This window comes from Lutibacter sp., from assembly GCF_041596795.1.
In the GTDB taxonomy this organism is placed as follows: Bacteria; Bacteroidota; Bacteroidia; order Flavobacteriales; family Flavobacteriaceae; genus Lutibacter.
On sequence record NZ_JBFHHX010000087.1, the window covers coordinates 1 to 14736 of the forward strand.

15 protein-coding genes are annotated in these 14736 nt (G+C 30.4%); 1 reads left to right on the top strand and 14 read right to left on the bottom strand.

What is annotated here, in order from left to right:
• From ABY298_RS10715 to ABY298_RS10755, 9 genes are all read right to left on the bottom strand, one after another.
• Window positions 1-1041 (bottom strand): methylmalonyl-CoA mutase family protein (locus ABY298_RS10715; RefSeq protein WP_372746049.1); only part of this gene is annotated, 1041 nt, incomplete at its 3' end.
• A 5-nt stretch (window positions 1042-1046) separates the two neighbouring features.
• Window positions 1047-2849, bottom strand: coding sequence for a methylmalonyl-CoA mutase family protein (locus ABY298_RS10720; protein ID WP_372746050.1), 1803 nt, complete (start codon window positions 2847-2849; stop codon window positions 1047-1049).
• A 70-nt stretch (window positions 2850-2919) separates the two neighbouring features.
• A complete protein-coding gene (locus ABY298_RS10725) occupies window positions 2920-4209 on the bottom strand; it encodes an acetyl-CoA hydrolase/transferase family protein (protein ID WP_372746051.1) in 1290 nt (429 codons plus the stop codon).
• A 79-nt stretch (window positions 4210-4288) separates the two neighbouring features.
• On the bottom strand, window positions 4289-5611 hold the full coding sequence (locus ABY298_RS10730; RefSeq protein WP_372746052.1) for a sodium ion-translocating decarboxylase subunit beta: 1323 nt from the start codon (window positions 5609-5611) through the stop codon (window positions 4289-4291).
• 55 nt (window positions 5612-5666) lie between these two features.
• Window positions 5667-6086: a biotin/lipoyl-containing protein gene (locus ABY298_RS10735; protein ID WP_372746053.1), complete on the bottom strand. Its 420-nt coding sequence runs from the start codon at window positions 6084-6086 to the stop codon at window positions 5667-5669.
• 51 nt (window positions 6087-6137) lie between these two features.
• The gene (locus tag ABY298_RS10740; RefSeq protein ID WP_372746054.1) at window positions 6138-6503 is read right to left on the bottom strand and encodes an OadG family protein; all 366 of its coding nucleotides are present in this window, start codon (window positions 6501-6503) and stop codon (window positions 6138-6140) included.
• Window positions 6503-8062: an acyl-CoA carboxylase subunit beta gene (locus ABY298_RS10745; protein WP_372746055.1), complete on the bottom strand. Its 1560-nt coding sequence runs from the start codon at window positions 8060-8062 to the stop codon at window positions 6503-6505. The genes ABY298_RS10740 and ABY298_RS10745 overlap by 1 nt, the downstream gene beginning before the upstream one ends.
• 25 nt (window positions 8063-8087) lie before the next feature.
• A complete protein-coding gene (gene mce / locus ABY298_RS10750; protein ID WP_372746056.1) occupies window positions 8088-8492 on the bottom strand; it encodes a methylmalonyl-CoA epimerase in 405 nt (134 codons plus the stop codon).
• A gap of 263 nt (window positions 8493-8755) precedes the next feature.
• Entirely contained in the window at window positions 8756-9712 is a 957-nt protein-coding gene (locus tag ABY298_RS10755; protein WP_372746057.1) for an NAD-dependent epimerase/dehydratase family protein, read from the bottom strand.
• Between the two features lie 207 nt (window positions 9713-9919).
• Between ABY298_RS10755 and ABY298_RS10760 the strand changes: the two genes are divergently transcribed.
• A complete protein-coding gene (locus ABY298_RS10760) occupies window positions 9920-10471 on the top strand; it encodes a hypothetical protein (protein WP_372746058.1) in 552 nt (183 codons plus the stop codon).
• On the opposite strand, the gene ABY298_RS10765 is transcribed toward ABY298_RS10760, so the two are convergent.
• From ABY298_RS10765 to ABY298_RS10785, 5 genes are all read right to left on the bottom strand, one after another.
• Window positions 10468-10827, bottom strand: a complete 360-nt coding sequence (locus ABY298_RS10765; RefSeq protein WP_372746059.1) for a hypothetical protein — start codon at window positions 10825-10827, stop codon at window positions 10468-10470. The two genes, ABY298_RS10760 and ABY298_RS10765, sit on opposite strands and share 4 nt — an antisense overlap.
• 83 nt (window positions 10828-10910) lie before the next feature.
• Window positions 10911-11381, bottom strand: coding sequence for a regulatory protein RecX (locus ABY298_RS10770; RefSeq protein ID WP_372746060.1), 471 nt, complete (start codon window positions 11379-11381; stop codon window positions 10911-10913).
• 63 nt (window positions 11382-11444) lie between these two features.
• Entirely contained in the window at window positions 11445-13121 is a 1677-nt protein-coding gene (locus ABY298_RS10775) for an RluA family pseudouridine synthase (RefSeq protein WP_372746061.1), read from the bottom strand.
• A 118-nt stretch (window positions 13122-13239) separates the two neighbouring features.
• Window positions 13240-13704: a cupin domain-containing protein gene (locus ABY298_RS10780; protein ID WP_372746062.1), complete on the bottom strand. Its 465-nt coding sequence runs from the start codon at window positions 13702-13704 to the stop codon at window positions 13240-13242.
• A 153-nt stretch (window positions 13705-13857) separates the two neighbouring features.
• Window positions 13858-14736: efflux RND transporter permease subunit (locus tag ABY298_RS10785; protein ID WP_372746063.1), on the bottom strand; the 879-nt coding region annotated here is incomplete at its 5' end.

A 14736-nucleotide genomic window follows, 5' to 3' on the forward strand; every position in this document is an offset into this window, starting at 1 on the left:
ACCTAAACCAGCAGCCATTGCTTCAATACAAGTTCTGGCAACATTGTTAAATGGATCTTGCTCACTTAAACTCCATCCAGAAGTTTGACTGTGCGTACGCAAAGCCATAGATTTTGGATTTTGTGGGTTGAATGATTTTATAATTTTTGCCCAAAGCATACGTGCTGCACGCATTTTTGCAATTTCCATAAAATGATTCATTCCAACTGCCCAGAAGAATGATAAACGAGGAGCAAATTCATCAATTTTTAAACCAGAAGCCAATCCAGTTCTAATGTACTCCATACCATCAGCTAAAGTATAAGCTAACTCAATATCTGCAGTTGCACCAGCTTCTTGCATATGGTATCCACTAATAGAAATAGAGTTAAATTTTGGCATATTGTTAGTAGTGTACTCAAAAATATCTCCAATAATTTTCATTGAAGGTAATGGTGGATAAATGTAAGTGTTACGAACCATAAATTCTTTCAAAATATCATTTTGAATAGTTCCACTTAATTGATCTAATGGTACACCTTGTTTTTTTGCTGCAGCAATGTAAAATGCCATAATTGGTAAAACGGCACCGTTCATAGTCATTGAAACCGACATTTTATCTAATGGAATTTGATCGAACAAAATTTCCATATCTAAAATAGAGTCAATTGCAACACCTGCTTTACCAACGTCACCAGTTACACGAGGGTGATCTGAATCGTATCCACGGTGTGTAGCTAAATCAAAAGCAACTGATAATCCTTTTTGTCCGGCTGCTAAGTTTCTTCTGTAGAAAGCGTTTGATTCTTCTGCAGTTGAGAAACCAGCATATTGACGAACTGTCCAAGGACGTGTTACATACATTGTGCTATAAGGTCCTCTTAAAAAAGGAGGTAAACCAGCAGCATAACCTAAATGTTCTGCTTCTGAAATATCTTCTTTAGAAAAGTGTTTTTTTACTGGGATTCCTTCAGGAGTATTCCAAACGTCTTTATTCTCTGAAGCAGCTGCTGTTTGTTTTGCAGCTGAATTTAGTTTTATATCTGAAAAATTTGGTTTCATACTTCTTAAGATTTAATTGTTTTTTGAACTTTTTGTTGAATGCTTGAAATGGTAGCTATCACATCCGATCTCATATTTACACATCCATCCAAACCAGCTTCGGTTAATTCGCTTAAATTTGCTGGAGCTCCAGCTAATAGCAATACTTTGTTGGTATTTATAGCTCTAAATGTTTTAATAAAATCTAATGCACTTTCATCATAATCTGGGTCTGAACTACAAATTACAACTACATTTGATTCTGATTTTGCGCTTTCTTCTGCCGCTATTTGAGCACTTGAAAAACTTTTCTCTTGTTGTACGTTAAATCCACTAACTCCAATAAAATCATAAGAGAAAGCAGCTCTAGCTTTACGCATTGTTAAGTTTCCAAAACTAGCTAATTCAACAACTGGTCTAATACCAGTTTTTTCTACTAATTCTTCAGTAGTTTTTCTTAGAGCTTCAATTTCTAAAGCAGCTCTTCTAGGTTTTAATACTTTTGAAGAACTAGTTTCATCACCACTTGATAAAATGCTTGATGACACTTTCTCCATTAAATTAGGATATTTGTTTACACCAACTAATACAGATCTACGTTGACTTAAAAACTTAATTTTAGTTTGACGAATTTCTGCAATTTGTTGTTGAATTAATTCACTTTCAAATGAAGCGTAAAAACCACCGTTTGTTTCAATAGCTTTAAATAATTCTAATGCTTTTTCAGCAATTTTAGAAGTTACTTCTTCAATATAATATGATCCATCAACTGGATTAGAAACTTTACCAAAGTAAGATTCTTCTTTTAAAATAGTTGAAATATTACCAGCTATTCTGCTTGAAAAATCTGAAGAATCTTTAAATTCTTTATCGTAAGCATCAATTAAAACACCATCAACATTTCCTAAAATTGCAGACATTGCTTCTGTAGTTGCACGTAATAAATTGGTGTGTGCATCTGTAATTGATTTATTCCATACAGATGTTTTTCCAATAATTGTATTTGAAAATGAAGTTACGCCATATTTTGCAGCAACTTCGTTTAATAAATTATTGAAAGCTCTAAATTTTCCAATTTCAATAAAATATTCAGCACCAATTGCAAAATCAAAATTTAAATTATCAAAAATTGATTGAACAGTAATTCCTTTTTCTACTAATTTTTCAATAATAAAAACTAAAGAGTTTAATGTATAAGCAACTTCTTGTACTTGGTTTGCACCAGAATTTAAGTATTCGTTTCCAGAAACTGTAAGTGCTTTAAAGTTTGGATATTTTTCGGTAGTTTTAATTAAATCTGCAACAATGTTAAAATGATTTTCATCTAAATTACCTGTTGAAACGTAATTAGTAATTAGGTTAGAATTAATGTAACCTTTAAGGTTTGTTACTTTTGAAGCATCCACAAAAGCAATAAAATCTTTTGCAAAATCTACAGTGTGGCTATTTAAATTAAATGAAACAGTAATGTTATTTAAGTTTATTCCATTTAAAAGTTGGGCTACTAATACCGGAGCATTTATAACAAAAAGCAAGCCTGTCATTCCTTCTTCAACTGCTTTTAATGCTAATGCATTTGCACTTTCAACAGTTGTAACAGTAATGCTTCTGTAATTTACTAAAGCTTCAGCATTTACGCCTGTATTGTTTAATAATATTGGGCTATCTTCTTTTGTGTAAAAAGGTTGAAATTCAATATTGCTTAAGTTTTTCCAAACCAACGTTTTATTGAAATCTGCACCTTTTAAATCGATGTTCACTTTTTCAATCCATTCCTGCTTTGTAGAAGGTTTGAAATCTTGAAAAAGAGTTTTTTTTGTATCGTTCATATTTTTGTATATTAATTGACATATTTTAAATTGCTGATAAAATTAAAAAATTATCAGCAATTTAATATAATTATTTAATCATTAAGCTGCTTCCAAATCTTTCGAAAATAGCTTTATCAAGCTCTTCTCTATGATCAGGGTGTGCAATATCTCTTAATGCTTGTGATCTTTGTTTTAAGTTTCTTCCAAATAATTCAGCAACTCCAAATTCTGTAGCTACATATCTTGCGTGTGCACGAGTTGTAACAACACCAGCACCTTGTTTTAACATAGGTACAATTTTAGATACTCCTTTTTGAGTTCTTGATGTAATGGCAATAATTGGTTTTCCACCTAAAGAAAGTGCTGATCCACGCATAAAGTCCATTTGTCCGCCTACTCCAGAGAACATTCTTGCTCCAATAGAATCGGCACAAACTTGTCCAGTTAAATCAATTTCAATTGCTGAGTTAATTGCAGTTGCTTTTGGGTTTTGACGAATAACTGAAGTGTCATTTACATAAGCAATATCTCTCATTTCAATTTCTGGATTGTTGTCCATAAAATCGTACAATCTTCTTGTTCCCATGGCAAAACCTGAAACAATTTTATAAGGGTTTGTTTTCTTTTGAGAACCATTAACAATTCCTTTTTCAACTAAATCTACCAAACCTTCAGAGAACATTTCAGTATGTATACCTAAGTTTTTGTGATTGTGAAGGAATGTAAGTACTGCGTTTGGAATACCACCAATTCCCATTTGTAAAGTAGCACCATCTTCAATAATTGCAGCAATGTTTTTTCCAATTGCTTTTTCTTCTTCAGATGGGTCAACAAATTTCATTTCATATATTTCTTCAACAACTTCAATACAAGCTGTAAAGTTTCTTAAATGCACTTGAGCATCTCCAAAAGTTCTTGGCATTCTTGGGTTAATTTGGGCAATAATTGTTTTACCGTGTTCAATACCAGCTAAAACAATATCAACAGAAACTCCTAAAGAACAGAATCCGTGTTGATCTGGTGGTGAAACGTTTACTAAAACAACATCTAAATCCATATATCCTTGACGGAATAAACTTGGAATATCACTTAAAAAAATTGGAATATAATCGGCAGTATCACCTATCATTTTTCTAATATTTCCACCAATAAAAAATGCGCTTGTATGGAAATTTTCTCTAAACTCTGGTTTTGTATAACCACACTCTCCTTCGGTGTGTAAGTGGCATATTTCAACTCCTTTTAATTCTGAAGCTCTTCCAACCATTGCTTTTATTAAGGCTTGTGGTGTTGCAGCTCCTCCTTGAATTAATACTCTGTCTCCAGATTTAATTAATTTTACAGCCTCCTCTGCTGTCATCATGTTTGCTATACTCATTTTGTGTTTATTTTTGTATTTGTTTTTGTATTTGTTTTTATATTTATATTTTATTGTTGTTACTATAACAACACTATCATTATCCTAAAAAACTTAATATAATACCTGCAGCAATTGCAGAGCCAATTACTCCGGCTACGTTTGGTGCCATTGCATGCATTAGTAAATAGTTATTTTTATCCGATTTTAATCCTTCAGCATGTACTACTCTTGCGCTATCTGGAACTGCAGAAACACCAGCGGCACCAATTAACGGATTTATTTTTTCATCACCTTTCAAGAATAAATTCATAAATTTTGCAAAAAGTAATCCTCCCATTGTTGCAATTACAAAGGAAATTGCACCTAATCCAAAAATTAACATAGAATCTTTGGTAATAAAAATATCTGCTTGGGTTGATGCTCCAACTGTTACACCTAATAAAATGGTAACAATATCTATTAATTTTGTACGAGCTGTATCTGCTAATCTTTCAGTTCTTCCAGATTCTTTTAGTAAGTTACCAAAAAATAACATTCCTAAAAGAGGTAATGCACTTGGTGAAATAAAAGTAGTTAATAATAAAGCTACAATTGGGAATATCATTTTTTCTTTTTGAGAAACCGCTCTTGGTGGTTTCATTCTAATTAACCGCTCCTTTTTAGTAGTTAATAACTTCATAATTGGAGGTTGAATTACAGGTACTAATGCCATGTAAGAGTAGGCTGCAATTGCAATTGGTCCAATTAAGTTTTTAACTGTGGTTCCATCAGGTAAAATGTTAATACCGTTTGCTAATTTAGATGAAAGGAATATTGCTGTTGGTCCATCTGCACCACCAATAATTCCAATTGCACCAGCTTCAGGAAGGTTAAATCCTAAGTATAACGCACCTAAAAATGTTGCAAATACACCAATTTGTGCTGCAGCACCTAATAACATTAATTTTGGATTTGCAATTAATGATGAGAAATCTGTCATTGCTCCAATTCCTAAGAAAATTAGCGGTGGATAGATTCCTTTTACAACTCCAAAGTATAGATAATTTAAAACAGAACCTGTTTCATAAATACCTGTTTGATTACCGGCTACAAAAGGAATATTTCCAAGAATAACACCAGTACCAATTGGAATTAATAAAAGGGGCTCGTAATCAAATTTAATTCCTAAATAAATAAATATAATTCCTATAAGAATCATAATTAAATTACCACTTGCAGCATTTGCAAAACCAGTATATGAGTAAAATTGTTTAATTCCATCAAACGCTTCATCAATAAAACTTTCGGAAGAATTTTCTTCAACTTGTTCTACAGATGTAGTTGAAAGTGTTTGTGTGTTAGAATTTGTATTTAACCCAAGTGCTGGTCTTATAAAAACTAACAAGGAGATTACAGAAAATATTATAAATAGTTTTTTCATGTTTTTTCTTTTTATAGGTTATAACCTAATAATTTAGTTATAACTTTTAAAGTTCCTATGCTAGTTCTATTAATACTTCATTTTGTAAAACTTGTTGACCAATTTTTACGAGAATAGCACTTACTATTCCTGATTTTTCTGAAGTAATATTATTTTCCATTTTCATTGCTTCTAAAACTAGCAATCTATCACCAACTTTAATTTCATCTCCAACATTTATATCTATTGATAAAACTGTACCTGGAATTGGAGCTACAATTTTTGTTTTTGATGAACTTACATTTACTTTAAGTAATTCGGCAGGTCTTTTAGACGCAGATCTTACTAAAGTAGGTGTTTTAGTAACCTTAACTTCTTCGCTTAATTTTACAGAATATGAAGTTCCGTTAACTTCTAAATCAATAATATTATCTTCGTGTGATACAATTTTAACATTGTAATTATTGTCGTATATTCTAAATTTGAAATTTTTCATTGGTTTTGGTGTTTTTTGGTGAAGGTTTTATCCTTTTCTGCAAATAGCCATTTATTTTCTTAGGTTATTATGCGTTCCGTATATTTTTGAACTCCAAGGCGAATATAATTTCCGTGCTTGTTTAATGGTAAGTACAGCATTTTCTTCATCGTGCTGTTCTTTTAAGTATAAATGTATTGCAGTTGAAATTGCAGCGGCTATTTCACCAGTAAATTTTTCATTTACATTTGGAGAGATGTCTTTAATTTTTTTATCTCTTCCTTTGGTAATAATTTTATAGGTGTATAATAACACAGGCAATCCATATTTAAAAAACGCCGTTAATATTAAAAGGGCACTAAAAACAATTAATAACCCAGTAATTAATATAACGTAACCTTCACTAATCTGGTCGATGTATAATTTAGTGTAAATCATTATAGTGGAATATTTGAGTGTTTTTTAGGAGGGTTCACTTCTTTTTTGTTTGCTAATAACTCTAATCCTCTAATAATTCTAAAACGGGTGTTTCTTGGCTCAATTACATCGTCAATAAAACCATATTTAGCAGCTATATAAGGATTTGCAAACTTTTCGGTGTACTCATCTTCTTTTTTATCAATATATTCTTGTTTTTCTTCAGCATCTTCAATTTTACTAATATTAGAGCCTTCTAAAACTTCCACTGCACCTTTAGCACCCATTACTGCAATTTCTGCAGTTGGCCAAGCGTAATTTAAATCACCACGCAATTGCTTACAACTCATTACATCATGTGCTCCTCCGTAAGATTTACGTAATGTAATAGTTACTTTAGGTACAGTTGCTTCGCCATAGGCAAACAATAATTTAGCTCCGTGAAGAATAATTCCACCATATTCTTGTCCAGTTCCTGGTAAGAAACCTGGTACATCTACTAAGGTTACAATTGGAATATTGAAAGCATCGCAAAAACGAACAAATCTGGCCGCTTTTCTTGAAGCTTCAATATCTAAAACACCTGCGTAATATTTTGGTTGATTGGCAACAATACCAACAGAACGACCATTAAAACGGGCAAAACCAACACAAATATTACGTGCATAATTTCTGTGAACTTCTGTAAATTCACCATTATCAACAATTACTGAAATAACATCAACTATATCATATGGTTGATTTGGGTTTTCAGGAATTATTTCATTTAAAATATCATCTAATCTATCAATTGGATCATCACAAACAATGGATGGTGGTTCTTCTAAATTGTTAGAAGGAAGGTAACTCATTAATTTTCTGATTAATAATAAGTTCTCTTCGTCGTTTTCTGCTAAAAAGTGTGAAACACCAGATTTAGTAGAGTGGATATCTGCACCGCCTAATTGTTCGGCAGTTACAACTTCGCCAGTTACAGTTTGTACTACTTTTGGACCCGTTACAAACATATAACTTGTTTGATCTGTCATAATAGTAAAATCTGTTAACGCTGGAGAATAAACCGCACCACCTGCACAAGGACCTAAAATTGAAGAAATTTGAGGAATTACTCCAGAGGCCATAATGTTTCTTTGGAAAATTTCGGCATAACCCGCTAAAGATCTAACACCTTCTTGAATACGAGCACCACCACTATCATTTAATCCAATAACTGGAGCGCCAATTTTCATTGCCATATCCATTATTTTACAAATTTTAAGTGCGTAAGTTTCAGAAAGTGAACCTCCAAACACTGTAAAATCTTGAGAGAAAACATACACAATACGTCCATCAATTGTTCCGTGACCGGTAACAACACCATCTGAAAGGTAAATTTGCTTGTCTAAACCAAAAGATATAGTTCTGTGTGTTACAAACATATCAAATTCTTCAAAACTGTTATCGTCTAAAAGAATATCAATTCGCTCACGTGCCGTAAGTTTTCCTTTTGCGTGCTGCGAGTCAATTCTTTTTTCTCCTCCACCTAGTTTTGCTTTGGCTCTTTTTTCAATTAATTCATTGATTTTATCTTGATTTGCCATTTTATAAGAATTTGAATTTGATTCATTATTTTTTTGAACAAAGTTCAGTTAACACTCCGTGTGTAGATTTTGGGTGTAAAAAACCAATATTTAAACCTTCAGCTCCTTTTCTAGATACTTTATCAACTAAGGCAACACCTCTTTCTTCAGCTAATTTTAAAGCTTCAGTAGCATTATCAACAGCAAATGCAATGTGGTGAATTCCTTGACCTTTTTTTTCTATAAATTTACCTATTGGTCCGTCTGGAGAAGTGCTTTCTAACAATTCAATTTTTGTAGTACCTACCAAAAAAAAGGCTGTTTTCACTTTTTGATCAACAACCTCTTCTATGGAGTAGCATTTCATTCCTAAAACTTCTTCATAGTATTTTATTGATTCTTCTAAGTTGCTTACTGCGATACCAATGTGTTCAATGTGAGAAATATTCATAATTATTTATTTTTAAGTATTAATTTTTATTTATTTTTAAAGAAGAAGTACACTTTTTTACTTTTTCTAGATTAGTTAACAAAATTAGAATATAGTAAAAGTTAAAAATATGATAGATGTCATATTTGTTACAAACTTACTAAATCGTTTTAGTTTTACGATTGAAAAAAAATGATGGAAATTACGAGTTAAAACTTTGGTTTTTATACATAAAGTGAGTTATGTCACTTGTAAAAAAGCTGTTTTAACTTTGGTTAAAAATTTTAGGGAAGATTGTATTTTAATCTTAAGTTTTCTAACATAATTTCACTGGTTTTTTTCAAATCAAAAGTATGGTTCCAATTCCAATCTTTTCTTGCTCTGGAATCATCTATACTTTTTGGCCAGCTATCGGCAATAGTTTGTCTGAAATCGGGATTGTATGAAATTTTAAACTCTGGAATTTCTTTTTTTATTTCTGCTGCAATTTCTTCAGGAGTAAAACTAATTGCGGCTAAATTATATGATGATCTTATTTTTATGGTTTCTGGTGCAGCATCCATAATTTTAATGGTGGCTTCTAAGGCATCATCCATATACATCATAGGTAATTTGGTTTCTTTTTTTAAAAACGAAGTGTATTCTCCTTTTAAAAGTGCTTCGTGGTAAATTTCAACAGCATAATCTGTGGTTCCACCACCCGGATTTGTTCGCCAACTTATAACACCTGGGTATCTAATACTTCTAACATCAACGCCATATTTATTAAAGTAATATTCGCACCAACGCTCTCCGGTTTGTTTGCTAATTCCGTATACCGTTGTAGGTTCCATTATTGTTTCTTGTGGTGTGTTTTCTTTTGGTGTAGATGGCCCAAATACAGCCATAGAACTTGGCCAAAATAATTTTTTAATTTTACCTTCTTTGGCAATATTAAGTACGTTAAAAAGCGAATTCATATTTAACTCCCAAGCTTTTGCTGGATATTTTTCTCCAGTAGCTGAAAGCATTGCAGCCATTAAATAAACTTCATTAATAGCATATTTTTCTATAATTTTTTCAATAGAATTATAATCCATTGCATTTATAAACTCAAACGGCCCAGATTGCATTAGTTCTTTATTGCCTTCTTTAATGTCTGATGCAATTACTTGATTTGCACCGTTAATTTCTCTTAATTTTAAAGTTAATTCGGTTCCAATTTGGCCGCAGGCACCAATAATTAATATGCTTTTGTTCATTTATATAAAAGTCGCTGAGTTACACATCAAAGATACTGAAATTAAATTTTTAATTAGATGGCTACAGTTTTTTATGAAAATGACATGTTTTTATATAAATAGTTTTATTTATTATTACTTTTGGAGTCAATTAATTTTATAATGAAGTATTTATTTAGTTTTTTATTATTCATTTTGTTATGCACTTATTCATGTAAAAGGAGTGAAGTGGTAAAAGAAAATTCTGATGTTAAGGATTCTTTAGTGGTTGTAAATCCAGATAGAATTATGAATCATTTAGGAGAAACATTAATTCCCAGAGCTAAAGAAGATTTATCTAAATGGAAAGAATATGAAGATGTTGATGAGTTTATGTTGAAATTTTATTCAGTATCAAGTTTAGAAGCTCTTTCAAATGCACAGGAATTGGCTGATTTGGTTAAATTGATGAAAGATTCTATTAGAGTTGATAAATTAAAAGAATTAAATGTGGAAGCCAGATTTAATGTTTTATATAATGAAACTTTACGATTGGCTGATATGGCTACAATTTCATCTATTAAAAAAGAAGAAGTTAAGGAAGAGGTTGGTAAGATTTTGGAATTGTATTCCGCATTAAATTCAAAAATAAATACTATTTATAAAACAGAAGATGTTCAAAATTCAATTGAAATTGATACCGATTTCCCTAATAATGTGGATGGACAACAAGCCGATATAGAGCATAATAGTGGTTATAGTCAAATGGAAAAAAATAGATTTAAAAAACGAGAAAATTAATAATTAATTTTATTGTTAGGTATTATTTCAACTTCTTCAATTTTTATAATTTTATTATTGTCGTATTCTATTTTTGTAATTTTATCTTTGCTCCAATAAGTCCAAATACCAACTTTTACTCCATTATTATAAGTGGCATAACATTTTTTACTACCATCGGCATTATAACTTTCCCAAGAGGCATGTAATTTTCCTTCATTGGTATAAAACCCGTGTTGCATAATTGTACCATCTTCGTAATAAATAGTAATTTCTTGTAAACTTCCTTTTGTTTCTGTTTTTGGCAAATGTGTTTTTTGTGAATATACTGATGCTGAAATAAAAAAGAAAGCTATAATAATTAGTAAATTTTTCATGTATAGATGTTTAATTATATTCAAATTTACAAAATTAGTTACTGTTAAAAATGATTAAAATCAGTGATAAAATTTGATGTTTTTTAGTAGAAAGTTTTTACTGTTTTAAAAACTAAATCAGACTCATATCCTTTAGAAATCAAATAATTAGCTAGTTTTGATGTTTTTTTAAAGGGATTAGATTCTTTTATTAAAGGAGCTTTTTTTTCTGCTAATTCTTCAAGAGTTTTTAAATATTGATTCTCATCAATTTCTTTAAGAGCAGTATTAATATTATAGGAAGAAATATTTCTAAATTTTAATTCATTAATAATACGTTGTTTTCCCCATTTTTTTATTGAAAACTTACCACGTACAAAAGCCTTTGCAAAACGTTCTTCATTTAAAAAATTGTGTTGCATTAAATGCAATAATATTTTTTCTTTAGCCTCAGGAATTAGTTTTAAATCGTATAATTTTTGTTCTATTTCTTTATGACAACGTTCTTGGTAGGCACAATAATTTTCAAGTAATATTGTAGCTTCATCAACGGTATATATTTTTGATTTATTCACAATTTAAAAATTTTCTAACTGTTTTTAAAAGTACTATTTATCTACTTTAATTAATTAAACTTTTTAAAAATTTGCTTTTTTGTAAAACTTCATTGGTTGTTTTGTTGTAGGATGTTCAAATTCTAAAGTATCTGCATGTAAATGTAAGCGATCTGCTTTTTCTCCATATAAATCATCTCCTACAATAGGAGTGTTCAATCCTAAAAAATGAGCAGCGTGTACACGTAATTGATGCGTTCTTCCTGAAATTGGATAAAAATGCACTTTTGTTTTGCCGTTTTTGCGTTCAATTACTTCCCAATTTGTTTTGGCTGGTTTTCCGTGCTCAAAACATACTAATTGGCGTGGTCTATCATCTAAATCTACACGTAATGGTAATTGTATGGTTCCTTTAGTTTCGGTTACAATACCATTTAATAAAGCTGTATATCTTTTTTGAACTGTTTTTTTTATAAACTGGCTTTGTAAATTTTTGTGGGCTTTTTTGTTTTTTGCCAAAACCAATAGGCCAGAAGTAGACATATCTAACCTATGAACTATAATAGGTCCAGAAATATTATTTATTTGTTTTTTAATTCTTGTATAAACAGAATCTTGAATGTGAATGCCAGGAACCGATAAAAATTCTTCAGGTTTGTAAACAACAATTAATTGCTCATCTTCAAAAATAATTTCTAATTCTTTGCCAATTGCTGGATTTTGTAATAACGGATCTGTATCTAAATCCATTCCCTGCAACATATGTGTTAAAATAGGTTTGCACTTTCCCTGACAAGCCGGATAAAATTGTTTGTGTTGCCGTATTTCTTTATTAGGCGATTGTCCCCACCAAAATTCGGCCATAGCAATGGGTTTTAAATTGTTTAAAAAAGCATATTGTAATAATTTTGGAGCCGCACATTCTCCAGAACCTGCAGGCGGATTTTGTTCAGCAGTTTCGGCAAATAACTGAGATAAGTTTTTAACTTCTTTTTTTGAATTTAAAAATTGATATTGTTCAAATAAATACTGTTGTAATGCAGCAGATTTAGTTTTTCGTAGCTCTTTTAATTGAGTTATTTTACTGGTAAAAACTGCCAATTTTTCTTTGTGAGCTTCTAAAACATGTTCCCAATAGCGGTTTACATTATTAAAAAAATATTTAGCTTCTAAACTTTCCTTGCTCAATGCTTTTTCTACTTCAATATAAGCTTCTGATGATAATTCCTCTTGTGCTTTTTTTCTTTGTAAATCCCTATGTTTTTTAGCTGTTTTTAACGCTGTTTTTTTCTCTTGTATGTCAATTACAGCCTTTTTCTTTTCTAGCTTAAATTGTTTTAGTGTTTCTAAATATTCAGCATTGTTTTCTAAGTTTTCTAGTTCTAAATTAATGTTGTTTAAAACAGCTTCTTCTTGCAAAAAATAGGAATCTTTTACAAGCATATCATAAACGGGTGGCACAAATAATTTATGTTTATTTTTTTCTGCCAACTTTCCTGAAACAGCAGTAATATAGCCAATTTCATTTTGCTGATTTTTAACCACTAATACACCAAACATTTTACCAATTACCAATCCATTTTTAGAAGCATCTAATCCAAAATTATGTTCAAAATCGGTTTGTGTTTTTAAATAATGCTGTACTTCGTTTGTCGCAATTTTACATAATGGATGCGTTTCATAATAAAACGGAAATGTAAACTTAACAGGAAGTTTAATATTGTTTATTGGAGTATTGAACTTTTGAAAATGTGCTTGCACAAACGTTTAATTTAAATTTTGTGCAAATATACTTTTTTACATTTCAATAGAGATGTAATGTATATTTAGTAAGTAGCGTTTTAGGTTGTAAAGATTTCTTTTTTTTGAATTAAGAATTTTATTGTTTGGGTTCGTTAGTTGTAATAACAAAAACAATTAATGGGTTGTTTGTGGTGTTTTTTAAGGAATGAAAACCGTTTTTATCTACTACAGTAATACTTCCTTTAGTAACTTTTTTTGTTCTAATGGTTCCGGAAACACCTGCTCGGTCAGAATATTCTCCTTCGCCTTGCATTACAACATATAATTCTTGTTCAAATCTTGTTCCGTGTGTGTGAAAGCCAGCTTGATCATCTTTATTTAAAAAAACCATATATGCGCCAATTCTATTATTCACTAATTCTTCTACACCAAACATTTGAAGTAAATAAACAGTTCCGTTTCCGTTGTACATTGCTTCTCTTTTATCTACTCTAACCACTGTTCTAATTTCTTCTCCAAAAGGCGTTACTGATAAATCTAGATATTGTGAAACTATTTTAACGACTTCGTTTTTTTCAATTGTTTGCGAAAGGTTTTCCATTGGTAATAATTAAATTTTAATTGATAATTAAACTGTTTTTTATGTGTATTTTAAAATGTGAAACAGTTTAAAAAGGGTTATAAAAAAGGCTGAATAAAAGTATTAAAATACTTTTATTCAGCCTTACAAATATTGGTTTTTTTTAAATTTTTGTTATTGTTTTCTTTTCAATTTAAGTTTTAAATTATTAATTAAAGAATACATAATTGGTACAATAACCAAAGTTAAAAATGTAGCAAATGTTAGTCCAAAAATAATAGTCCAAGACATTGGTCCCCAGAACGCTACGTTTTCACCACCAATATAAAATTGGGCATCAAATTCAGTAAATAATGTTAAAAAGTTAATGTTAATACCAATTGCTAATGGTAATAAACCTAAAATTGTGGTAATTGCTGTTAATAATACTGGGCGTAAACGCGTTTTTCCACCTTCAACAATACTTTGGTAAATTAATTCTTTTGTTAAAACGCCTTCTTCTATACCTTGTTCTTCACGTTTACGAATCATAATTAGGTTGGTATAATCAATTAAAACAATGGCGTTGTTTACTACAATTCCTGCTAGTGAAATTATACCAATCATAGTCATCATAATTACAAACTCCATTCTAAAAATAATTAATCCAAGCAATACTCCAATTAAGCTTAAAAGTACTGATAATGAAATAATTATTGGTGTTGAGGTTGAGTTAAATTGGCCAACTAAAATTAAAAATATTAAGAAAACAGCAATTAATAATGCTTTACTTAAAAAGGCCATTTCTTCTGCTTGCGATTCTTGTTCACCGGTAAAAGAAATAGAGACATTTTTAGGTAAATTGTAATTTTCAAGAGCTTTTTTAATTTGAGTATTTATTTCTGTTGCATTATAACCTTCTAAAACATTGGAGAAAATTGTAATAACTCTATTTAATTCTTTACGTTTTACCGCACTAAATGTTGATGAAGTTTCAGATTGCGCAACAGCAGCAACAGGAACTTGTACTATTTGTCCGTTACTAGCATTTCTAAATGTAATTTTTTGATTTAA